This window comes from Flavobacterium pedocola (assembly GCF_053764385.1).
The window spans coordinates 155,246-178,429 of the sequence record NZ_JBSNCR010000001.1 but is presented as its reverse complement, the minus strand read 5'-3'; the positions used below and the strand labels follow the sequence as shown (position 1 = coordinate 178,429).

Genomic DNA, 23,184 nt, shown 5'->3' with positions numbered 1-23,184 from the left:
CCGGTTATTTTACAACACAAATTTAAAATTTAATAGTATTCCATTTGGCGGAATTCAAAGGAGAAACCCTATTTAAGATTTCCACTAACTCTGCGATATCAACACTTGGCCCACCACTGAAAACACTCACGATTTCATCGGCCTTAGCATCGAAAAACACACGGGAAATAAAGGAATTGGGACGTACACTGTGAATCTTACTCACCGTCTTGATTGCTTTTGCAATGTTTTCCTTTGCCGTTTTGGTGTTGTCGGCAATTTTGTCCATCGCCATAAAATGATATTCATACAAACCTTCTCTGTAAGGCGAATAAGTATTGGATAACAAATCGTTGATTAAATAGTAACGATTTTGATTCTTCTCACTCTGTGTCCATCCTTTCACGCCGCTTCCTTGAGCTAAATTGGCAATATTGGAAGCTGCTTCAAGATATTTGGTTCCGCCCTGACTTGAAAACGTATCCGCATCAAGACCAACAATAATGTTTGCATAAAAAGCTATAACCGCAACCAAATTGGAATCATAGCTGTTAGGGTTGTACAAAAGATTTTCAAACTCCACATAACGGAAATCGAAATCCTTGTCATTAAAATTAAAAACCGGAGACGAATAGGTTGAATTGTAAACCGGTCTTGCCGATTGCACCTGGATGGTGGCTGAAAAATTATTGGAATCGTAACTGTTCACGGTTATGAACATGCTACAGTCTATTTTTTCGTTGGCTCCTACTGTTTTAGTAGTCCATTTTGTATTGTTGACAAACTCATTCAGGGAACGTTCAAGGGTTTTGAACACCTGAGGATTTGCATTGGTAACCTGATCGTAACTTACTTTTACGGTACATTTTAACTCCTGACCGAAGCCTAAAAAAGAAAACAACAAAAGCCCTATTAAGATCAAATTACGCATAATGTCCGATTATTTTTTTAACAATATCCTGAGCCACTTCTTCTTTAGATTTTAAATCCATGGGCTCAATTACAAAATTCCTGTCGATAAAAGTTACTTTATTGGTTGGTTTACCAAAACCGGCCCCTTCATCCTTCAGTGAATTTAGAACTATCAAATCTAAGTTTTTTTTCTGAATTTTCAGCTTAGCATGCTCAATTTCATTCTCTGTTTCCAGTGCAAAACCAATCAAAAACTGATTTTTCTTGATTTCTCCCAGTGAAGCCAGCACATCTTTAGTCTTTTCCAGTTCAATGGTAAACGTCGGATCGTTTTTCTTTATTTTCTCTGAGGCAACATTTTTGGGGCGGTAATCTGCAACGGCTGCAGCGGCAACAGCAGCATCCACGTCGTTAAAGTACTGATGACAAACCTGATACATCTGTTCAGCAGAGGTAACTCTTTCTATTTTTACCAAAGCGTGTTTCAACTGCAAATGAGTCGGTCCGGTAACCAAAATTACTTCAGCACCCATATCAGCAGCGGCTTTTGCAATATCAAAGCCCATTTTACCCGTGGAATGATTTCCGATAAAACGCACCGGATCAATAGCTTCGTAAGTTGGTCCTGCAGTAACCAATATCTTTTTTCCTTTTAACGGTAACTTACTTTCCAGGTCTTTTTCAAGAAAAGCCACGATATTTTCCGGTTCTGCCATTCGTCCTTCACCGGAAAGACCACTGGCCAATTCACCGCTTTCTGCCGGAATGATTATATTACCGAATTCGTGCAATGCCTTAAAACTTGCTAAAGTCGAAGGATGTTTATACATATCCAAATCCATGGCCGGAGCAAAATAAACCGGGCATTTAGCGGAAAGATAAGTAGCTATAAGAAGATTATCGCAATTGCCGTTTGCCATTTTGGAAAGCGTATTGGCAGTTGCCGGAGCAATGAGCATCAGATCGGCCCAAAGCGCAAAATCCACATGATTGTTCCATTCGGCATTTTGCTTCGCCTGTTCGCCTTTATGGCTCGGGTCATCTTCTTCATTGAAAAAAGAAGAATACACCGGATTTTTGGACAAGGTGGAAAGTGTTAACGGGGTAACAAAATCTTTAGAGGCAGGTGTCATGATTACTTTAACCTGAGCACCTGCCTTTATAAGTAGTCTTACTAAAATCGCTGATTTGTAAGCGGCTATTCCACCGGAAACGCCGAGTAGTATTTTTTTACCGCTTAAAACAGACATATTTTATTTGTTTGAATCTCTGTAGTAGATTTTACCTTCTAACCACTCCTGTACCGCTAATGCGTGTGGTTTTGGTAATTTTTCGTAGAATTTAGAAACCTCAATCTGCTCTTTGTTTTCAAAAATTTCCTCCAAGCTGTCGTTGTAAGTTGCAAATTCATCTAATTTATCAATCAACTCTTTTTTGATTTCAGAGTTAATCTGATTAGCTCTTCTGGCCATAATTGTAATAGCTTCGTAGATATTACCGGTTGGCTCTTCAATTTTACTTTTATTGTAAGTAATTGTGTTTACCGGAGCTGTAGTCTTCTTTAAATCCATCATTCCTTATTTAGAAAATTTTTGTAATTCCTTATCAATCTTGGCCAACATTTCGTCTGCCTCTTTTTTGTATTTTGTATCTTGTTTAAAACGCATCAATCCCGCATAAGCATTTTTGGCAACGTTTAAACGCTCTTCCATTTTAGAAGGCACACTGTTTATCGCCAGTTTATAAGCCGAATCGTATTTGTAAAACAATGCATCTTCTTTATACTTGGTTCCCGGGAAATCAGAAATAAAGTTTTCCATGGTACGGATAGCCGATTTATAATCTGAAATCTTGTTGTACTGCTTAGCAATCTCAAAGGATTTCATTTCAAGTTTTTCCCTTAAAGTTACCATTATCTTATTGGCTTCTTCAAAATTCTGGGAATTCGGATACGTATTGATATAATCCTGTAATTTTTCAATCGCTTTATTGGTATCGGCCTGATCCAGAGAATATACCGGTGAAAGCATTGAGTAACATTTTGCCCCTAAAAAAGCAGCTTCTTCTCTTTTATCACTTTTAGGATAGGTCGCTACAAACGATTCAAACTGGTAGCCAGCCAAATAGTATTGTTTTGTTTTATAGTAAGACTGCGCAAACATATAGAACAATTTTTCAGCATTGGGTTTTCCTCGGTTAGGCCCGGCAATCTGTTCGAATAAACGAATGGCTTTATTGTATTTCCCTTCTTCGTATTTTTTGGTGGCGATTTCATACTTAAACGCCAAATCTTCCGATTTTAAAGCCTTTTGAAAAGGACTACAGGAAATTATTAGTACAGAAAAAAGAAGAATATAGAGAACTTTACTCATTTTATCATTCAAATTATTTAAATGCCCCATATTTCTGAAGCAAATGCAAAATTAGTTATTAATTAGAGAATTCAAAATCTTTTTTTAAAGAAACAAAAAGATGCCTTGTGCGAGGCATCTTTATTTTATGCTGTTATCGATTTATTTTGCCGGCTGATTTCCGGAAAAACTCTTCATATCATTATCAAAAAGATACAAGCCGCCTTTATCGTCACCAATCAGATTGATTTTATCCAGAATGGTTTTTGCGGTTGACTCTTCCTCAATCTGTTCGGAAACATACCATTGCAAAAAGTTATGTGTTGCATAATCCTTTTCACCCAATGAAATATGTACCAGTTCGTTGATGCTGGCCGAAACCATCACCTCGTGTTCGTACAATTGCGTAAATAACGCCTTGAACGAAGAACAATCCAAAACCGGTTCAATAACATTCGGTATTTTAGCATCCCCACCGCGCTGATTGACGTATTTTACAAGTTTCAGCATGTGCATACGCTCTTCTTCAGACTGCTTGTACATAAACGTTGCGATACCTTCAAAACCCTGAACTTCAGCCCAGGATGCCATCGCCAAATAAATCTGTGAAGAATCCGCCTCCACTTTGATTTGACCATTAAGCGCTGTCAGAATGTTTTTTGATAACATAATGTTTCGTTTTTAGTGATTTGCTAATTTACGACTTTCTTTACAAAAGCGTCTAATCGTTTTGCTAAATCTTCGTTAACGTTTACCAAAGGTAATCTTACAGTATTCTCGGAAAGCCCAAGAGATTTAAAAACTTCTTTGATTCCCCCCGGATTTCCCTGCTCGAAAATCATGTCAATGCTGTCTGCTAATAAATAATGCAATTTGTACGCTTCATCAACTTTACGCTGCAAACCTAAACGCACCATTTCGGAAAATTCTTTTGGAAAACCTTCCCCGATTACCGAGATCACTCCTGCTCCACCGGCTAAAACCATTGATAAAGTAACCATATCATCTCCTGAAATCACCAGGAAATCTTTTGGCTTGTTTTCGATGATTTTCATGGCCTGAACAATATCTCCGGCAGCTTCCTTAATTGCGATAACATTCTGGAAATCATTCGCTAAACGTAAAACCGTTGACGGCAACATATTACTGGCCGTTCTTCCCGGTACGTTGTATAAAATCACCGGAAGCGGAGAATTCTCAGCCACCATTTTAAAATGCTGGTAAATCCCTTCCTGAGTTGGTTTATTATAGTAAGGAGAAACGGATAGTATCGCCGAAAATCCCGTGAAGTCTCTTGTTTTCAATTCTTCAACCACTTTCATTGTATTGTTGCCGCCTACACCCAAAACCAAAGGCAATCTTCCGTTGTTGGCTTCTTTGATAGTCTGGATCACCAATTCCTTTTCGTCTGCTGTAAGTGTTGCAGATTCGGCAGTAGTTCCTAAAACAACAAGATACTCCACGCCTCCGTCAATAACATAATTCACGATTCTTTTCAGGGCCTCAACATCTACAGAAAAATCTTTTTTAAAAGGCGTTACAAGTGCCACTCCTGTTCCAATGAATGATTGCATAATTATATTTTGTTTAAAATTTTTAAATATTTGAATAATTCTTCCACAAACTCTTTATGATTTTCGGCAACGGTTCCAATCATGAAATTATTCAACCGCTTGTCTATCGTTGAAAAACCGACTTTAAATTTTGCTTTCGACTGTATCGTAACCAAGCTGAGAACCGGCTTTTCTATATCGTTATAACTGACAAGCATATCGAAAGGTTTAGCCATAAAACCAACCACTTCCAAGCTGATAATGTCTCCGGTAAGCGAAATATCTTTTCTACTGAAGGCTGGATTTTCAAACACTTCCTTCTTTTTTATCTTATCCTTGTAAATTAAGATTTCAATGTTGCTTTCCGGAATTCCGTTTTTAACGATTGCTGCAACCAGTTCCTTCTCTTTTGCAAAATAGGTTTCGTCTACTAACAGACCAATGTTTTGAATCTTCTCGTCGAATACTTCCAGTTTATAATCGGATAAGGATTTCTTAATACTCTTTTTTACAAAAAAATCCTTTATAAGTTTTAAAAACATAGTACTTTTACTCTTGGTACAAATTTAATTAAATAGCTGTTATCAAAATGGTAAATTTAAGAAACAATAACCGTTTTTTTATACAAATTATCGCACTGGGCGTACTTTTTTTGTTGCAATCCTGCTCCTCAAACCAGTACTCAAATTATAAAATTGAAGGAAAACAGATTCCTGTTACCAATGCCAACGGAACAGTAAAAACGATTGAAGATTTTGTAGCGCCTTACCGAAATCATATCAACAAAGATTTAGATAATATTTTAGCGTATTCCCCTGAAACACTAGACAAAAACAAAGGGGAATGGCAAACTGCACTAAGCAATTTAATGGCCGATTTAACGGTTGAAATGGGCAACCCGATCTTCAACAAAAGAACCGGTAAAAACATCGATATCTGCCTACTCAATCACGGCGGCATCCGCGCTATTTTACCAAAGGGTGATGTAACCACCAGAACGGCTTTCGAAATTATGCCATTTGAAAACAGTTTAATCATTGTGGAACTAAAAGGAACGCAAATAAAAGAGATGGCGGAGTACATTTTGAAGGAACACAAACCGCATCCGTTACATGGCATGAAGCTCGTTTTTGACAAAAACACGATGATCATTAAATCGATTTCGGTAAACGGAAGTCCTTTGGATGAGAATAAAATCTACTATGTAGCCACTTCCGATTATCTTTCAAACGGTGGGGATAAAATGGATTTTTTCAAGAAAACCACCAAAACACACGATATGGATTATAAATTACGAAATGTAATTATTGACTATTTCAAAAAAGTTGACACTATTCCTGTCATTACAGACCAACGCATTATTGCCGAATAAAACTGCTATCATGAAAAGAAGAGATTTTTTAAAAAATACCGCTGCCAGCTCCACTCTTTTGGCTTTGGGAGGATTGTCGTTAAGCAGTTTTACCGATGATTCAGAGTCTATCAAAAAAATTACAGTACTGCATACCAACGATGTACACAGCCATATTGACCCTTTTCCGGAGAATCATCCTAAAAACCCAAATGCCGGAGGTGTTTCGAGAAGAGCGGCGCTAATTCAAAAAATACGCGAAGAAGAGAAAAATGTACTGTTGCTGGATGCCGGCGATATTTTTCAGGGAACACCGTATTTCAACTATTATGGCGGCGAACTGGAATTTAAGCTGATGAGTATGATGCAGTACGACCTGGCCACTATGGGGAATCATGATTTTGACAATGGTGTTGATGGTTTTTATGCGCAATTGCCTCATGCAAAATTCGACTTTGTTTCTGCGAATTACGATTTCAAAAACACGGTTTTAAACGGCTTGGTGAAGCCTTATAAAATTATCTTTAAAGACGGGATTAAAATCGGAATCTTCGGACTTGGCGTGGAATTACAGGGATTGGTCGACAAAAAACTGTACAAGGAAACCGTTTACAACAACCCCGTTGAAATCGCTACGGACATGTCGAGAATCCTGAAACAGCAGGAAAAGTGTGATCTGGTCATCTGTCTGTCGCATTTAGGTTTTAAATACCAGAACGATCCGGAGAAAATCTGCGATGTCATTTTAGCACAAAAAACTAAGGATATCGATTTGATAATTGGCGGTCATACCCATACCTTTCTAGACAAACCGGTTATTGAAAAAAATCTGGAAGGCAAAGAAGTCCTGATCAATCAGGTGGGTTGCTACGGTATCAACTTAGGGCGAATCGATTTCTATTTTGACAGGAATAAAAAAGGCGTGAACAATTCCGGAAGAAGCATCATTATTTAAGAATCTTCCTGTATTGGTCTTTTAGCAAAAAATAACGGGTTAAGAAAAAATACGTTAAAGCCTGGGCAAAATTACTGATGTAATCTAACATGTTTACTTCCAAAAAGTACTTGTTCAGGACATAAAAAACGTCCGAAATCACAAAGCACAAGGTAGTCAATATCATTAATAAACTCAATCGGGTTGGCTTAATGATGTAATTCAAAGACGATAAAAACCCTATCAACAAAAGCACTGTTCCATAAATAACCAGCAGCCAGATGGAACGCTCCTGAATATCCATGAGCAAATCCAGGGAACTGATAAACAGATACAGTAATAAAAACAGACAGAGTAAAATAGCAAAAAGATGCGGGCTTCGGATTTCACTCAGCCTTATCTGCATGGAATCATCAATGAGCACTTTTAAAAAGAGACTATACGCCACTATAAATATCGGCACTATAATCTGAAAGGCATGCTCGGCATCTACCAACACAAGCATATCCCCAACAAAGAATATCAGTGAACAGATAAAATAATACCAATTTAAATTCCCTTTCTTTTTCTGCATATAATAGAAGAAAATAGAAGGAATAATGACCGGTTTGGTCAAAAGAGCCAACTCCTCCATATTGAAAACGAGCGAGACCATGAACAATATGGTCACCGAAAAATATAGTATTAGAGCTGGTTTACCTGACATTTACTTACTATCGTTTTGACTGATTGCCTTCCTGCTTAAAATATAATTTACTAAAAAATAAAATGATGCTACCTGACAAACCACATTAATATAGGTGAAAATACTCAGGTCGTAATAGTAATTATACAACACATAAAACAAATCAGACATTATAAAACATAAAACCGTAATCGCTAAAAAAATATTAGATTTTGAATTGTTCAGAATGTAAAGAAAAACCGTCTGCAACCCCAACAAAAACAAGGTAAGCCCATAAATAGTTATAAGGGAGTAATTCTCCGAAGAAGTATCAAATATCAGCTTCAGCCCTACATACAAAAGACTTAACAGAAACAACGTAAAGATAATGATTGAAAACAAGTTCGAGGAATGAATTCTATTTTCCCTTAACGCGATCAGATCCTCAATTAAAAACTTGAAAAGTAAGACATAAGCAATGAGATTCATAATCATCAACGGCACAAACAAATTGTCGAGCTGAATCAAAATCATCATGTCACCGCAATAAAACATCAGGAGGATAACAGAAAATATCACGCTGACTTTTCCATTGGATTGCTGCCAATAATAAAAATAGATCGCAGGCACAATCATCGGTTTGAAAAGCATGGAAAGTGTTCCCATTTCAAAAACGATTGAAAAAATAAAAATAAATGATGCTACACAATAGAGCACCAATGCCGGGGTAAGCTTACTCATTAATTAACGCTATAAAATCATCTTCACTGATAATCGGAACATTCAGTTGATTTGCTTTCTCCAGTTTTGCCGGTCCCATATTGTCTCCCGCTACCACATAATGTGTTTTCGCAGAAATGGAGCTTCCCACTTTTCCTCCGTTGTCTTCGATGGATTTTTTTAAATCGTCTCTTGAAAACTTGGCAAAAACACCGGATACCACAAAGGTTTTTCCGGCTAATTTATCGGAAACGGAGGTGTTGTCGGAAGCGGCTGATTCAAGCTGAACTCCGTATCGTTTTAATCGTTCAATGATAGCTTTATTTTCCTGATTTTCAAAAAATTCAATGACACTTTGGGCGATTTTTTCACCTATTTCATCGACTAAAATTAATTCCGATAACGACGCTGCCGCTAAATTATCAATGGATTTATAATGTTTGGCCAGTTTTTTGGCAACAGTTTCCCCTACAAAACGGATTCCCAAAGCATATAAAACCCTTTCAAAAGGAATCTCTTTCGATTTTTCAATACCGTTTATGAGGTTTTCAGCCGATTTCTCCGCCATGCGTTCCAAAGGAATCACCTGCTCTTTCTTCAGCTCGTACAAATCGGCATAATTGGTAACCAATCCGTTATTGAAAAGCAAGGCCACCGTTTCACCGCCAAGCCCTTCAATATCCATCGCTTTTCTGGTGATATAATGCTGAACCCTTCCGATGATTTGCGGCGGACATCCGTAAAAATTAGGACAATAATGCTGTGCTTCCCCTTCTTTTCTAACCAATTCCGACTCACATTCCGGACAATGTGTGATATATTTTGTAACTTCAGAAGTATCAGGGCGTTTTTCAAAATCGACTCCAATAATCTTCGGGATAATCTCTCCTCCTTTTTCCACAAAAACCTCGTCACCAATACGGATATCCAATTTTTCAATCTGATCGGCATTGTGAAGAGAAGCTCGTTTTACAACGGTTCCGGCCAATTGCACAGGCTCCAGATTAGCTACCGGCGTTATCGCTCCGGTTCTACCCACCTGATACGAAATCGAGTTCAATCGTGTGGAAACCTGTTCTGCCTTAAACTTATAAGCAATGGCCCAACGTGGTGATTTAGCGGTATAGCCTAATTCTTCCTGTTGGTGAATATTGTTGATTTTAACCACTACGCCATCCGTTTCAAAAGGCATGTCGTGACGGTGATGATCCCAATGATTGATAAAGTCCAACACTTCTTCCATATTTTTAGCCAAATACGACTGCTTCGGCACTTTAAATCCCCACTCACGGGCTTTCTCCAAACCTTCAAATTGCGATGCAAAAGGCAAATTCGACCCGATGATGGAATACAGCAAACAATCCAACGGACGTTTGGCCACTTCGGCACTGTCCTGCAGTTTCAAACTTCCGGAAGCTGTATTTCTTGGGTTAGCATAAGGAGTTTCACCAATTTCGATCAGCTCCTGGTTCATTTTTTCAAAACCAGCCAATGGCAAAATGATTTCACCACGTATATCGAATTTAGGAGGAAAATCACCTTTTAACTGCACGGGAACCGCTTTAATGGTCTTGATGTTATTCGTTACATCATCGCCCTGAAAACCGTCACCTCGGGTTACGGCACGCTTCAGTTTTCCGTTCTCATAGGTAATACTTATGGAAGCGCCGTCATATTTCAATTCACAGGTGTATTCCAACGGAACGTCACCTAAGATTCTTTGGGCACGCGCTTCCCAATCCAGCAAATCTTCTTTGGAATACGAATTGTCCAGCGAATACATGCGGTACTCGTGCTGAACGGTTTCGAAATTTTTAGTAATGGCGCCACCAACTCGTTGCGTCGGGGAATTTTCATCGAAGTATTCCGGATGTATAGCCTCGAGCTCCTGAAGCTCTTTGAGTTTGATATCGAATTCATAATCGGAAATCGTAGGATTGTCCAATACATAATAGTTATAATTATGCTGATTCAGTTCGTCTCTCAGGGCTTGTATCTGCTGCAAAACATCCATAAAAAAGAAAATTGGCTAAAGTTTAGTTTCTGCAACTAATTTAACCAATTTCTGTAATCTATAACAATATTTTAAAGCTATTTCTCCAAAATGCTTTCCATCTGCTGGTACAGGTCTCCATCCGTAAATATTGCACCCTGTTTTACAAGATTGAAGATCTCGACATTGCGGTCATCAGCAAAAACTTTCTGCCCACGCTGTACCTCCACATTTTCGGTAAAAAGGTTGTCACTCAGCCATTGAAGCCCTTCTTTCTGCAACAAATCAACATCTTCAAACTTTGAATGTATAATAATGGTCATCATGTGAATTTCCGTACAATGGAAAAGAAAAATATAATTCTTGGAATAATGCTCCAGATATTTGGCATTTCCCAAAACACCTTCCCATATCAGATCGGAAAAAACGTCAATTTCCTGCTCCGCCACCTCAGGTTTCAATGCTTTAATGGTATCCCATTCGTCTTTATCAATAGACTGTGAAGCCAGAAATTTGATGAATTCCGGATGTAATTCTTCGAGCTGTTCTTTTGTTAATCGCGTGTATTTCATTTTTTTCGCTGTAAGTAATAGGCTTAATCCATAAGCCCTAAAGCTACGTTAATTTTTAAAAAAAAATCCCGATTTACATCGGGATTCTTTCTAAAAGATATAAGTTTTACGAATTAAGCTTGCTCAGCTACGATTTCGTATGGTAATTCAACGATTACATCACGGTGTAAACGAACTGAAGCAGTGTATTTACCAGTACGTTTAACGATACCAGAAGTGATGAATTTTTTGTCGATTGACTGACCGTTTTTCTCTAAAATCTCAGCGATGTCTGCATTAGTAACAGATCCGAATAATTTCTCACCACCCGCTTTAGCAGTAATTTTGATATCCAAAGCTTTCAAAGCCTCACCGATTGCTTTTGCATCAGCAACGATTTTTGCTTCTTTGTGTGCTTTTTGTTTCAAGTTTTCAGCTAAAACTTTTTTAGCAGAAGGAGTAGCCAAAATAGCCATTCCTTGTGGAATTAAGAAATTACGACCGTATCCTGGTTTTACAGTTACCACATCGTCTTTAAATCCTAAATTCTGAACGTCTTGTTTTAAAATAAGTTCCATGTTGTTGTCCTTTTGTATTTTTAGAAGTTAGCCCCGAGATTGTCGGAGCAACAACTGTTAATTTTAATTATTTCAATAAATCGGCCACGTATGGCATTAAAGCTAAGTGACGAGCTCTTTTCACAGCCACAGACACTTTTCTTTGGTATTTCAATGAAGTTCCTGTTAAACGACGAGGAAGGATTTTACCTTGCTCGTTAACGAATTTCAACAAGAAATCAGCATCTTTATAGTCGATATATTTGATACCTGATTTTTTGAAACGACAGTATTTTTTAGTCTTGTTAGTTTCAATGTTCAAAGGCGTTAGATATCTGATATCTCCGTCTTTTTTTCCTTTTGCAGATTGCTCAATATTTGACATGGTAATTAAGCTTTTTTAGATTTTAATTTTTCTCTTCTTCTCTCAGCCCAAGCTACTGCATGTTTGTCTAAACTTACAGTTAAGAAACGCATAACTCTTTCGTCACGACGGAACTCAGTTTCGAAAGCGATTAGGATATCTCCTGCAGCTTCGAATTGAAACAAATGGTAAAAACCAGATTTCTTGTGTTGGATTTCGTAAGCCATTTTTTTCAAGCCCCAATCCTCTTTAGATACCATCTTTGCTCCTCTGGAAGTAAGAAAATCTTCGAATTTGCTTACTGTTTCCTTTACCTGCTGCTCAGATAAAACGGGATTCAAGATGAAAACAGTTTCATAATGATTCATAATAAAAATATTTATTTGTTATAAAATTGGGTGCAAAAATAGTGATTTAAATTTAACCCACAATAGAAAAGCAAGTATTTTAGACGAAATGCAACTTTTTTACATAATTGCTTTGGATATTAAAACAATTTAGCTATTTTTATTTCAATATTAACTCTCACCAAAGGCTTATGAAAATAAATTGCATTGTTGTAGATGATAGTAGCATCCAAAGATTGACCATTACCAAACTGGTAAATGACAACCCAAATCTGGAGCTTGTAGGCGAATTTTCTAATGCTGTGGAAGCTAAGAACTGTATTACCAATAAAAACGTTGATTTAGTTTTTTTGGATATCGAGATGCCCGTTATTAATGGTTTCGACCTTTTGGACGGCTTAAAAATGAAACCGCAGGTTATCTTTATCACCTCTAAGGCAGAATATGCCGTAAAGGCGTTTGATTATGCGGCGACGGATTACCTTCACAAACCCATCACCCGAGAACGATTCAATCAGGCGGTTAAAAAAGCCATCAGCATGATTTCGTTAAGTAAAGAAAGTGGCGGTGAAGAAGAAAGTCCGCACATCTTTATTAAAAGTAACCTTAAAAAGCTTAAAATTTACATTTCAAGAATCAAATGGATTGAAGCTTACGGCGATTATGTAAAAGTAATTACCGAAGAAGACAATCACCTGGTTTTATCAACCATGAAATCGTTCGAAAACGAACTGCCGAAAGAAAAATTCATTCGCGTTCACAAATCGTTCATCGTAAATATTGATAAAATCGAGAAATTCAACAGCAAGTTTGCTGAAATCGGCCCACATAAAATCCCCTTAAGCCGAAACAAAAAAGAAGATCTTGTAAAAGCAATCGAAAACGCTTAGTAGTTATCGACGTTTACGGAAATTTTAATAGCCCTGTATTGGGCAATTGCCTCAAAACTATTCAGTACCCTCTGGATAGTTTTTTTTGTATTCCCCAAATGGTTCTGAGTTGGAATTTTAATTAAGATCGTTCGGATGTATTCGTTGCGGATGCGGCTTATCGCAGGTTCTTCCGGCCCCAGCACAGGAATCTGAAGCTGTTGCACCAACACATTGTAAATCCACAGCGAGCCTTCTTTCAGTTTATCGAAATCACGGTGCTTTAGCGTTAATTTAATCAGACGGAAATAAGGCGGATATTTAAAATTGTGACGGTCATACACTTGTTCCTTATACATTCCGAGATAATCGTTACTCACCACTTGCTGAATAACATTATGATACGGATTATAGGTCTGTATCATCACTTTCCCGCGCTTTTCGCTTCGGCCTGCCCTGCCCGCTACCTGCATCATCATCTGATACGCGCGTTCATGCGAACGGAAATCAGGTTGGTTCAGCATGTTATCGGCATTCATAACCCCAACTAAGGTTACGTTGTCGAAATGCAATCCTTTGGCGAGCATTTGGGTTCCGACCAGTATATCTATTTCCTGATTCTTAAAGGCGTCTATGATTTTTTCGTAACCGTATTTCCCGCGGGTGGTATCCTGATCCATTCTTCCGATTACCTTATTCGGAAAAAGGGACTGTAATTCAATTTCAATCTGTTCAGTACCAAAGCCTTTCGTTGACAAATCTACGGACTGACAAGCATGGCAGTGCGTCGGATTCGCAATAGAATGTCCGCAATAATGACAACGCAACTGGTTTTTAAATTTGTAATACGTCAAACTCACATCACAACTCGGGCATTGCGGTACATGGCCGCAAGTCATGCATTCCACAAAAGGGGAATACCCTCTTCGGTTCTGGAACAAAATAACCTGTTCGCCCAGGGAAAGCGATTCCGTAATGGCTTCCAGCAAATCATCCGAGAAATGACCGTTCATCCGTTTTCGCTTGTATTTATCTTTCAGATCTACTAAATAAATATCCGGTAAAACCACATTTCCGAAACGCTCGAAAAGTTCTACCAATCCGTATTTGTCGGCCTTTACATTGAAATAGGTTTCAAGGCTTGGTGTAGCCGAACCCAACAAAACTTTTGCTTTATGATTTGACGCAAGCACAATAGCCGCGTCCCTGGCATGGTAACGCGGTGCGGGATCAAACTGTTTAAACGTCTGCTCATGCTCTTCGTCAATTACGATCAATCCTAAATCACTGAAAGGCAGGAATAAAGCCGAACGCGCTCCAATGACAATCTTCGCCTTATCAGAATGCTGCAATACCTGATTCCAGACCTCAACACGCTCATTATTTGAATATTTCGAATGAAAAACCGCCACCTGATTGCCAAAATATGCCGTCAATCGGGTAACAAGCTGCGTCGTAAGAGCAATTTCCGGAAGCAGATACAAAACCTGTTTTCCGCTATCAATATATTGTTCTATCAGTTTGATGTAAATTTCGGTCTTACCCGATGCCGTAACGCCGTGGAGTAAGGTTACTGCATTGGTTTCAAAAGAAGTCTTGATTTCATCAAAGGCTTTTTGTTGGGGCGCACTCAGTTGGAATTCAGAAGCATCGTCTTTTTCAAAACTCACGCGGTCCTCTGCAATATGATATTCTTCAAAAATTGATTTATCCACTAACGATTTAACCACAGCTGCCGTACTTCCGGAGGCATCCAGTAATTTCTTAACGGAAATGGGCTTTTTCTCGCGGGCCTGCATCTGAAAATAATGCATTACCAATTCACGCTGTTTCTGGGCCCGGGATAAAATTTCCATCAGTTCGGAAAGCTGTTCCTGATTGTGGAATTCTTCCTGCAGACGAATGTATCGTGTTACTTTAGGCCTGTATTTTTCCGAAACTTCCTCCTGTAACACCAGCGCATTTTTGGCAAGCATCGCATTGAGAACCGGGAAAACATTCTTCTTCCCTAAAATGGAAATGATATCCTCTACTTTTAAGGAAGCCTGTTGCTGCAAAGCCTGATGGATTAAAAACTCGCTGTCGGTAAGTTCTTTTGTGTCAATTTCAGCATCTTTTGAGACGGAAATAATCGTTTCGCTCTCCAACAGAAAACCGCTCGGTAAAGCACTTTTAAAGACTTCTCCAATGGCGCACATATAGTACGAGGCAATCCATTTCCAGTGTTCAATCTGGATTTCGTTTACAATCGGTGCTTCGTCTACTATCTGATGAATTTCTTTTGCCTGATATAAAGCGGGCGGATTCTGATGCGATTCAACCACCAAACCGGTATAGATTTTATTTTTCCCAAAAGGAACCGCCACCCGCATCCCAATCTGGATGTAGTGGTATTCCGCCTCCGAAACCTGATAGGTAAAGGTTTTCTGCAAAGGCAAGGGTAAAACAACTTCTATAAAGTAAGGCATGGATTTTTTTTGAACTACAAATATAAGTTTCCGTAATTTATTTTGGATAAAATTTGAAATCTAAATGTTTGCCACTGATTACAATAAAAAAACTGCCCCGAAGGACAGTTCAAATTTATTTATTTCATTACGGATTATTTCCCTAACATACCTGCTTTCAGGTTTTTGTCAGCCGGTTTGTTTGACAACCAGATTCCGAACAATGCTTTTTTGAAATCGGCACCGTCGATAACTCCTTTTTCTTTTCCGTTTTTAGATACCACAACGCCTTTACCAGGAACGTTTACGATATCGAATACATCGCCTTTTTTAATCTCTTCTTTAAAGAAACCTTTGAATTGTGCGATTTTTGCTTTGATTGGCGCTGTATTTCCGTTAGTTGAATTTTCAAAACCTTCGTTTACAGCGTTAATCATTTTATCACTGGTAATCATCCCCGAGATAATGGTCAGTTTGATAGCCGCTGCATCAGCACTGGACATAATTTCAGCCGCATTGGAACTCTTTTTCGGTAAGTATAAAGCCCCAACATATAAGTCGATCCACATTTTTTCACGGATTCCTGCTCCGTTAAGTACTAAATTCTGACCTTCCATAGTAGCTTTCTGAGCCAATTTAACACCACCAACCTCAGTTGTTTGTGCCGTCATCGAAAACAAACCTGCAAAGGCTACCAATACTAATGTTAAGAACTGTTTTTTCATAATAAGTAGTTTTTGTTTTGTTAAATATATAAATTTTTTCTTCCTGATTTCTATTATTTCTTCTTTTTCGGTCGTCAGGAACCACGATTTTATTCCAATGAACTTTTTCTTTTATCGTGTTTTCTTTTGTGTTTGTTGATAATTGCATTTAACTCAAAACCTAAAAGCAAAATCATACAGTTGATCCATATGTAAAACATTAACACAAGAAGCGTACCAATTGATCCGTACAACTCGTTATAACGGGCAAATTTTGTTACGTAAATACCAAAAACATAAGAAGTTACAATAATCAAAACCACTGTAAGCATGGCGCCGGCATTGATATAAGGGATTTGTTTGGTTTCTCTGGTTCCGAATTTAAACAAGACCGAAGTTCCGACAAAAATCAAGGTAAGGATAAACAAATACCTGGCCCATTCGATGATTAAAACATCGTCTAACTGGAAACGTGCAGAAAATTTCTGGATAAAAACCTCGGAAACTACTATCGAAGAAATCGTTACGATCAGCAAAAACGAAAAAATAAGCGACAAGCCAATCGACACGGCATACTGCCTGAAATAACCTCTTTTGATAGTTACGTGATACGACGATTCAAAACCTCCTAAAACTGCATTCAAACCGTTGGCCATTAAGAAGATAGACATCAGAAAACCAAAGGAAAGTAAGCTTTTATAGGAGTTGTTCATGATATCGCTCAGAATCGTTTCCACGGCACCAAAAGTATTGGGAGGTACACTGTCTGAAACGAATTGCAGAAAGTCTTCCTGAAAACCTTCTAACGGTATGTACGGGATAAGGTTCAGGATAAAAAGCGCAAAAGGGAACAGCGCCATAAAGAAACTGAACGCAATAGCCGCCGCACGGTACGAAAACGCACCTTTAGCAATCCCTATACCGTATAATTCTAGTATTTCATAAAGCGAAACACCTTCCAAACCGGGTACCTTCATGGTTTTACACAAAGCCATCAGTTTGTTCAGGACGGGAATCTTCTCTATTTGTTCTTCTATTTCTTTTGACATCTATTCAGTTACAGTTTACAGTCTCGGTTTACAGTGTTTATATCGCTTTCAGACTCAAATCCATATTGTAAATGGAATGCGTCAATGCACCTGATGATACAAAATTCACGCCACATTCTGCATATTGACGAACTGTTTTTTCATTAATCCCGCCTGAGGATTCCGTGAGGCATCTGTTTCCGATCATTTCCACGGCTTTTCGGGTATCCTCAAAATTGAAATTATCCAACAGGATTCTGTAAACGCCTTCGTTACGGAGAATTTCAGCTACCTCATCAAGGTTTCTGGCTTCCACGATGATTTTCAGATCAAGATTGTGTTCTTTCAGATAAGCATTGGTTTTTTCAATCGCTTTTGAAATCCCTCCGGCAAAATCGTTGTGGTTATCTTTCAGCATGATCATATCATAAAGAGCGAAACGATGGTTTTCCCCTCCAGCGATTTTAACCGCCCATTTTTCAAGGGCACGGATGCCCGGAGTGGTTTTTCGGGTATCGAGTATTTTGGTATTGGTTCCACCAAGCAAATCCACAAAGACTTTGGTTTTGGTAGCAATGGCGCTCATACGCTGCATGGCGTTAAGCACTAAACGTTCTGCTTTCAGAATGGATTGGGAACTTCCCGAAACATGAAAAACCACATCGCCATATTTGACCGTTGTACCGTCTTGTATGAAAACTTCCACTTCCATATTGGGATCTACATGCTGAAAAACCATTTTGGCAAATTCCACACCGGCAATTATCCCTTCGTCTTTTACCAAAAGTTTCGCCTTTCCGGTTGCAGATGCCGGAATACAAGCCAGTGAACTGTGGTCGCCGTCGCCGATATCTTCACGGATGGCATTGGTTATTATTATTTCGAGTTCTTTCTGAAACTGTTCTTCTGAAATCATAATCGTACAATTTACTGGCTAAAATAACACATATTTTGGAATCGCAATTAACCGAACCGCCGTTTTTTACCACAATACCGGCCTTAACGGACACTTTTAACCTTTCGACAAGAATAACGATTTTGTGTTCCTGTCCTTAAAGACTACTGAAGTTTCCATATAAGAAACACGACATATATACGCTTTATATACGCTATAAATACGCTATAAATACGCTATAATCCTAATCAACCTGTAAAATTTATAGGCTTTTCAAGAGGAATACCGCTTTGGAAGCATCGGATCCGGAATTGCAGTCTAGGCTGTAAAAAACTATCTTTGCCTAAAATTCCCATATGAACATCAAACTTCTCGCCATAGGAAAGACCGATAACAAAGCGCTGCAATCGTTAATTGACGATTATACCAAGCGTTTATCGTTTTATGTTAAGTTTGATCTGGAAATCATACCCGATATCAAGAACGTTAAGAACCTTTCGGAAAACCAGCAGAAGGAAAAAGAAGGCGAACTGATACTCTCAAAGCTCACCCCTACCGACCAACTTATTCTGCTGGATGAAAACGGCAAATCGTTTTCCAGTGTAGGTTTTTCCGAAGAATTACAGAAGAAGATGAACTCCGGTATAAAAACACTTGTTTTTGTTATTGGAGGTCCGTACGGTTTTAGTGAAGAAGTGTATAAAAAAGCACAGGGGAAAATTTCGCTTTCGGCCATGACCTTTTCCCATCAGATGGTACGCCTGTTCTTCATCGAGCAAGTATACAGAGGGTTTACCATCCTTAGAAACGAGCCTTATCATCATCAGTAAATAAGAGGCAATTTACTTTACATATTTTTCTTCTGGCTTGGCTTTAGAATGGAAATCGAATGGCTGGTGTTTTCATTTCTTCTTTTCAATTTTTTGCTCTTTAACTTTTCGGTATATTTGTAAATCTCAGTAATGAAAAGTCCGCCACTATTTAAAACCGGCGTGACGTTATGTACTGCTTTATCGGAACGAATTGAAATAAAACAGTTCTAAAATTTATGTAAAATGAAGCACCCTTTTTTCTTATCTGTCCTTTGTATTTTATTAACCTCTTGTGTGTCTAGAAAAGTAATGAGTTCCGAGAGTTCCCAAAATTCTTTTGATTTTTATTTTGCGTACTCAAAGAATACCTGGATGGATGAGGCTAAATTTCAGAAATGGGTTGAGAAACAAGATACTGCAAGAATAACTTTAGGGTATTTCAGGGGTGATTGTTGCGGTAGTGTTCCTAATCCAGAAAAGATGTATGCTAAAATTACCAATGATACCATTTATTATGATTACAGAAATACACAAATACCTGATTGTGACAGTAGTACCGGCCTTTGCGGAGCGGTTATTGATTTTGTAATCAACGTAAAAAAACATCCGGATTACAGAAAGTATCCCTGGAAAAAAATCATTTCAAAAAACTAATATGAAACAAATTCTTTACCTGTCGTTTTTCATATTACTTTCCTGCAGCTCCGGCAAGCCGCAAAAAGAAATGTTTGTTTCGGCTAAAGAAGCTATCGACAGTCGCTTTCTTACTGATGTAAGCCTCAAACCGTATCATTACCAAACCGATAAGCACAAATTTCAAACAAACAACCTGGAAGTAGTTTATGATGTACAAAATGGTGTATGGGGATTACGAAACAATGCAAACAACCAAATCCTCAGAACAGACTATACTTATCTTGCTTTTCTGGATGAACAGTATCTTATAGCCGAAAAAAATTCATTAACAGGTATCATTGACACAAAGGGGACTATTATTATTCCTTTAAATTATGATAATATTAGTTGCTACACTATTGACAAGCCGTTTTTTTTAGTTCAAAAAAACGGAATACAAGCCCTTTTCGATGCTAACGGACAAGAGAAACATCCCTTCTCTATTCGTTATGTAAAATCTGAAGTTACGTATAAAAACAAAATTTTCCTTCTTATCGAAGACAATAACCAAACGGTTAAGATGCTCAAAATCAATGACGGAAAGGTTGCTGTACTTCCTTTTATTTACAGCTTTGAACAACTTAAAAGCAATTTGGCAATGGTTGCGTATACCGTCAATGGTTATTATGGTGTTTATAATATGGAAAATGATGAACGCCTTGATAATTATGCCAGTTGCTATTATCACAAACCGAGAAATGAAATTTGGGCCAAGTCTAAAAAAGCGGGGTATAAAAATTATGATGTAGTGATTGACAGCAATTTTGTTGAACGGCCTAATACGCATGAAAATGTTGTTAAAATAGAAAACGACAACTTTTTTATTGCAACCGAAAACGGGATGCAAATCATGGATTTAAAGGGCAAGATAGCACCATTTACTTATCCTAAAATTGAGTCTTATAACAATCAGACGAATCAATATTCCTTTATATACGGCAAAGACTATTCTGATTATCAAAAAAGAATATTCAAATTCTACACCAACAGGGATTCCAAAAAATACGGAATAATTGATCTGGATGGAAACATTATTGTTGACGCTGAAAAATTTGATTACGTAACCTATTCGGATCTAAACAATTTGAACTCCTACAATAAAAATTTGTCTGCCTACAAACAACACTATTTGCGGGAAAATAAATTAGATAAATTGTTTTATGCGACTAATTATTATGCTGATAAAAGCAGTCAGGTAACGATTTTCAAAGCAAATGGAACCGAATTGATAAGCATCACCATTGAAAAAGAGGATAATTGTTATTTAGAATTATCGCAATTTTCCAATCACGGTCATTTAATGGCGAAATGCGGTGAAAAAATGAAACTATACGATTTGAATACGAAAAAATCAGTTTTTGAAATAAAGGAACTCCGCAGTTATGAAAATTTCAAAGAGCGCTATCCCAATGGCTATTATTATTTTTCATATGATGAACCCAAGCATATTAAAATAAAGTATTTAAGCAACAACCTTAAACTTTTATATGATCAAAAAGTTGTTAGTGACAGCGTTTGGTACAAAATGATAAAAGGAGATAAAGTTTATTTCAAAAAGAATAATAAAATAGGTTTAATTGACTTTGACGAAAAAGAAATTGTTCCGGCCGGATATGATACCATAGCTATAATTCATCCCGATTTTAATATTGTCGCAATTGACAAAAAATATGGTGTCATTTCAAACAATAATAAAACAATCATTGAATTAATTTACGATAAAATCATTTATAACATAAGTAATCAGTCTTTTGATTGTTATTTAAATGATAAAAAAGAAATCAAATATCTAAACCAAATAAAACTTAATTAAAAAAACAGCAAACAATACTTTTAAGCTGATTTTTTACAACTAAATAAGCGGGACGTTAAGATAAGTCTAATTTCACTCCCTTTTTCCTAAAAAAGGGCTAACTTTACTAGTGACGGATATTGCTAACATACAGGCAACTACAAAAATCTACAACTCAAATCAATATTTTACATCTGGTAAAATTCAATTTAACCTCATTATTTTCAATCATGATTTTCAAATTTATAATTGCCGTATTGATTACGGCAGGGTTTGTTTCCTGTTCAAGTGACGACAGCTACGGATCTGGTGGCGGTGGTTCAAATACCACCACATTCAGGGGAACATTGAACGGATCCAGCGAAGTCCCTCCAACCCCTTCAGGGGGTACCGGTACCGCTACATTAACCTTTGACAACACAACCAAAATAGCAACGGTAAATATAATGTACAGCGGGTTAACAGGCCCAGCTACCGCCGGACATATTCATCAGGGAGCCGTAGGAGTAAGTGGTGCTCCGGTTTTTGCTTTTCCAAGCTTAACGTCACCTATAATATTTGACACTCCGGTATTATCTGCTGCACAGGAAACCACCCTGAAAGCAAACGGATACTACGTAAACCTCCACACATCAGCTTATCCTGATGGTGAAATCAGAGGGCAGTTAATAAAACAAAGTTCCGGTAGTTATTAGATCTCTTTTGAAACCTATAATGCAAACCTAGCCTCACTCTTAAAGTGGGGCTTATTCATTTTCTCAAAAAGACTTACGCATTCCATCGCTTCTTTTACATCATGCACTCTTAGTATTTTGGCCCCTTTCATCAGGGAAACCGTATTTAAAAAAGTGGTTCCGTTTAAAGCGTTTTTTGAATCGGAATTGAGAAGTTTATAGATCATTGATTTTCGGGAAACCGCTGAAAGCAAAGGCAGTTCCAGCAGCTGAAACAATTCCAGTTGTTGAAGCACTTCATAATTTTGTTCCAGTGTTTTGGCAAAACCAAAGCCCGGATCTATGATTATATCGTTAATTCCCAAGCTTCTTGCTGCTGCAATCCGCTCAGAAAAATACGTAAGCATTTCTTTTATAATAGCATCATAATCGGTTAGCGAAGTCATGGTTTGAGGTGTCCCGCGCATGTGCATCATGATGTAGGGCACTTTTGCTTCCGCTACGATGGTTAGCATCTTCTCATCTAACAAACCGGCGGAAATATCGTTGATCATGGCTGCTCCTTTTTCAATGGCAACTTTGGCAGCCTGCGAACGGAAGGTATCAACCGACAGCAGCACTTCCGGAAACTCTTTAATCAGCAAGGCAATGATCGGCTCCAGTCTTGCAATTTCTTCTTCTTCCGAAACAAAAGCGGCATTCGGTCTTGAGGAATAAGCCCCAACATCAATGAAAGCAGCGCCTTCCATCAGCATTTTTTCCGTTTGTTTCAGAAAATCGGCATCAGTTTTATATTTTCCGCCATCAAAAAAAGAATCCGGGGTGATGTTTAAAATCCCCATTATTTTCGGTGATGCTAAATCGATAAGATTTCCTTTACAGTTGATATACATTCAATTACGAATTACGAATTATGAGTTATGAATTATGAGTTATGAGTTATGAGTTATGAATTCGATAATCAATCTTCAATCTCAAATCAACAATCTTCAATCCCAATTTCAGATTTCCT

26 protein-coding genes are annotated in these 23,184 nt (G+C 37.8%); 7 read left to right on the top strand and 19 right to left on the bottom strand.

Annotated features, from left to right (window positions below; genetic code table 11):
• Positions 1-22: 22 nt before the first annotated feature.
• The 7 genes from porD to ACWPKD_RS00800 all read right to left on the bottom strand — a co-directional run bounded on the left by porD (position 23) and on the right by ACWPKD_RS00800 (position 5,337).
• On the bottom strand, positions 23-910 hold the full coding sequence (porD, locus tag ACWPKD_RS00830; RefSeq protein ID WP_455410779.1) for a type IX secretion system protein PorD: 888 nt from the start codon (positions 908-910) through the stop codon (positions 23-25).
• Entirely contained in the window at positions 903-2,141 is a 1,239-nt protein-coding gene (gene coaBC / locus ACWPKD_RS00825; RefSeq protein WP_455410778.1) for a bifunctional phosphopantothenoylcysteine decarboxylase/phosphopantothenate--cysteine ligase CoaBC, read from the bottom strand. The genes porD and coaBC overlap by 8 nt, the downstream gene beginning before the upstream one ends.
• A 3-nt stretch (positions 2,142-2,144) precedes the next feature.
• Positions 2,145-2,462 carry a DNA-directed RNA polymerase subunit omega gene (locus tag ACWPKD_RS00820; RefSeq protein ID WP_026979862.1) on the bottom strand — a complete coding sequence of 106 codons (318 nt, stop codon included), beginning with the start codon at positions 2,460-2,462 and terminating at the stop codon, positions 2,145-2,147.
• Positions 2,463-2,468: 6 nt separating this feature from the next.
• A complete protein-coding gene (locus tag ACWPKD_RS00815; RefSeq protein ID WP_455410777.1) occupies positions 2,469-3,263 on the bottom strand; it encodes an outer membrane protein assembly factor BamD in 795 nt (264 codons plus the stop codon).
• 141 nt (positions 3,264-3,404) lie between these two features.
• Positions 3,405-3,911 carry a ferritin gene (locus ACWPKD_RS00810; protein ID WP_455410776.1) on the bottom strand — a complete coding sequence of 169 codons (507 nt, stop codon included), beginning with the start codon at positions 3,909-3,911 and terminating at the stop codon, positions 3,405-3,407.
• A gap of 23 nt (positions 3,912-3,934) precedes the next feature.
• Entirely contained in the window at positions 3,935-4,816 is an 882-nt protein-coding gene (dapA, locus tag ACWPKD_RS00805) for a 4-hydroxy-tetrahydrodipicolinate synthase (RefSeq protein ID WP_455410775.1), read from the bottom strand.
• 2 nt (positions 4,817-4,818) lie between these two features.
• Positions 4,819-5,337: a DUF6913 domain-containing protein gene (locus tag ACWPKD_RS00800; protein WP_455410774.1), complete on the bottom strand. Its 519-nt coding sequence runs from the start codon at positions 5,335-5,337 to the stop codon at positions 4,819-4,821.
• Positions 5,338-5,384: 47 nt separating this feature from the next.
• Here ACWPKD_RS00800 and ACWPKD_RS00795 point away from each other — a divergent pair, with 47 nt between their 5' ends.
• Positions 5,385-6,167, top strand: a complete 783-nt coding sequence (locus ACWPKD_RS00795) for a 5'-nucleotidase C-terminal domain-containing protein (protein WP_455410773.1) — start codon at positions 5,385-5,387, stop codon at positions 6,165-6,167.
• A gap of 10 nt (positions 6,168-6,177) precedes the next feature.
• Positions 6,178-7,101: a bifunctional metallophosphatase/5'-nucleotidase gene (locus ACWPKD_RS00790; protein ID WP_455410772.1), complete on the top strand. Its 924-nt coding sequence runs from the start codon at positions 6,178-6,180 to the stop codon at positions 7,099-7,101.
• Here the strand turns inward: ACWPKD_RS00790 and ACWPKD_RS00785 are convergent.
• The 7 genes from ACWPKD_RS00785 to rpsF all read right to left on the bottom strand — a co-directional run bounded on the left by ACWPKD_RS00785 (position 7,094) and on the right by rpsF (position 12,297).
• Positions 7,094-7,786: a lysoplasmalogenase family protein gene (locus ACWPKD_RS00785; RefSeq protein WP_455410771.1), complete on the bottom strand. Its 693-nt coding sequence runs from the start codon at positions 7,784-7,786 to the stop codon at positions 7,094-7,096. The genes ACWPKD_RS00790 and ACWPKD_RS00785 overlap by 8 nt on opposite strands.
• Positions 7,787-8,485 (bottom strand): hypothetical protein, encoded by a 699-nt coding sequence (locus ACWPKD_RS00780; RefSeq protein WP_455410770.1) that lies wholly within the window; start codon positions 8,483-8,485, stop codon positions 7,787-7,789. It abuts the gene before it with no gap.
• The gene (gene ligA, locus ACWPKD_RS00775; RefSeq protein ID WP_455410769.1) at positions 8,478-10,478 is read right to left on the bottom strand and encodes an NAD-dependent DNA ligase LigA; all 2,001 of its coding nucleotides are present in this window, start codon (positions 10,476-10,478) and stop codon (positions 8,478-8,480) included. The genes ACWPKD_RS00780 and ligA overlap by 8 nt, the downstream gene beginning before the upstream one ends.
• A 77-nt stretch (positions 10,479-10,555) precedes the next feature.
• On the bottom strand, positions 10,556-11,029 hold the full coding sequence (locus tag ACWPKD_RS00770) for a DUF6495 family protein (protein ID WP_455410768.1): 474 nt from the start codon (positions 11,027-11,029) through the stop codon (positions 10,556-10,558).
• A 113-nt stretch (positions 11,030-11,142) separates the two neighbouring features.
• The gene (gene rplI, locus ACWPKD_RS00765; protein ID WP_455410767.1) at positions 11,143-11,586 is read right to left on the bottom strand and encodes a 50S ribosomal protein L9; all 444 of its coding nucleotides are present in this window, start codon (positions 11,584-11,586) and stop codon (positions 11,143-11,145) included.
• A gap of 67 nt (positions 11,587-11,653) precedes the next feature.
• Positions 11,654-11,950: a 30S ribosomal protein S18 gene (rpsR, locus tag ACWPKD_RS00760; protein WP_091096943.1), complete on the bottom strand. Its 297-nt coding sequence runs from the start codon at positions 11,948-11,950 to the stop codon at positions 11,654-11,656.
• A gap of 5 nt (positions 11,951-11,955) precedes the next feature.
• A complete protein-coding gene (gene rpsF, locus ACWPKD_RS00755; protein WP_455410766.1) occupies positions 11,956-12,297 on the bottom strand; it encodes a 30S ribosomal protein S6 in 342 nt (113 codons plus the stop codon).
• A 170-nt stretch (positions 12,298-12,467) separates the two neighbouring features.
• On the opposite strand from rpsF, the gene ACWPKD_RS00750 reads away from it, so the two are divergent.
• Complete coding sequence (locus ACWPKD_RS00750) at positions 12,468-13,166, top strand: LytR/AlgR family response regulator transcription factor (RefSeq protein ID WP_455410765.1); 699 nt, start codon at positions 12,468-12,470, stop codon at positions 13,164-13,166.
• On the opposite strand, the gene priA is transcribed toward ACWPKD_RS00750, so the two are convergent.
• From priA to nadC, 4 genes are all read right to left on the bottom strand, one after another.
• Positions 13,163-15,613, bottom strand: coding sequence for a replication restart helicase PriA (gene priA, locus ACWPKD_RS00745; protein ID WP_455410764.1), 2,451 nt, complete (start codon positions 15,611-15,613; stop codon positions 13,163-13,165). The genes ACWPKD_RS00750 and priA overlap by 4 nt on opposite strands.
• Positions 15,614-15,747: 134 nt before the next feature.
• Positions 15,748-16,317, bottom strand: a complete 570-nt coding sequence (locus ACWPKD_RS00740; protein WP_455410763.1) for a chalcone isomerase family protein — start codon at positions 16,315-16,317, stop codon at positions 15,748-15,750.
• Between the two features lie 89 nt (positions 16,318-16,406).
• The gene (locus ACWPKD_RS00735) at positions 16,407-17,345 is read right to left on the bottom strand and encodes a YihY/virulence factor BrkB family protein (protein WP_455410762.1); all 939 of its coding nucleotides are present in this window, start codon (positions 17,343-17,345) and stop codon (positions 16,407-16,409) included.
• 37 nt (positions 17,346-17,382) lie between these two features.
• Positions 17,383-18,240, bottom strand: coding sequence for a carboxylating nicotinate-nucleotide diphosphorylase (gene nadC / locus ACWPKD_RS00730; protein WP_455410761.1), 858 nt, complete (start codon positions 18,238-18,240; stop codon positions 17,383-17,385).
• A gap of 335 nt (positions 18,241-18,575) precedes the next feature.
• Here nadC and rlmH point away from each other — a divergent pair, with 335 nt between their 5' ends.
• The 4 genes from rlmH (at position 18,576) to ACWPKD_RS00710 (ending at position 22,193) form a co-directional block, all read left to right on the top strand.
• Positions 18,576-19,049 carry a 23S rRNA (pseudouridine(1915)-N(3))-methyltransferase RlmH gene (gene rlmH / locus ACWPKD_RS00725; protein ID WP_455410760.1) on the top strand — a complete coding sequence of 158 codons (474 nt, stop codon included), beginning with the start codon at positions 18,576-18,578 and terminating at the stop codon, positions 19,047-19,049.
• A gap of 276 nt (positions 19,050-19,325) precedes the next feature.
• Positions 19,326-19,685, top strand: coding sequence for a hypothetical protein (locus ACWPKD_RS00720; protein WP_455410759.1), 360 nt, complete (start codon positions 19,326-19,328; stop codon positions 19,683-19,685).
• A 1-nt stretch (position 19,686) separates the two neighbouring features.
• Positions 19,687-21,519 (top strand): WG repeat-containing protein, encoded by a 1,833-nt coding sequence (locus ACWPKD_RS00715; protein ID WP_455410758.1) that lies wholly within the window; start codon positions 19,687-19,689, stop codon positions 21,517-21,519.
• 209 nt (positions 21,520-21,728) lie between these two features.
• Positions 21,729-22,193 (top strand): CHRD domain-containing protein, encoded by a 465-nt coding sequence (locus ACWPKD_RS00710; protein WP_455410757.1) that lies wholly within the window; start codon positions 21,729-21,731, stop codon positions 22,191-22,193.
• Between the two features lie 14 nt (positions 22,194-22,207).
• On the opposite strand, the gene folP is transcribed toward ACWPKD_RS00710, so the two are convergent.
• Entirely contained in the window at positions 22,208-23,065 is an 858-nt protein-coding gene (gene folP / locus ACWPKD_RS00705; protein WP_455410756.1) for a dihydropteroate synthase, read from the bottom strand.
• Positions 23,066-23,184: the final 119 nt, after the last annotated feature.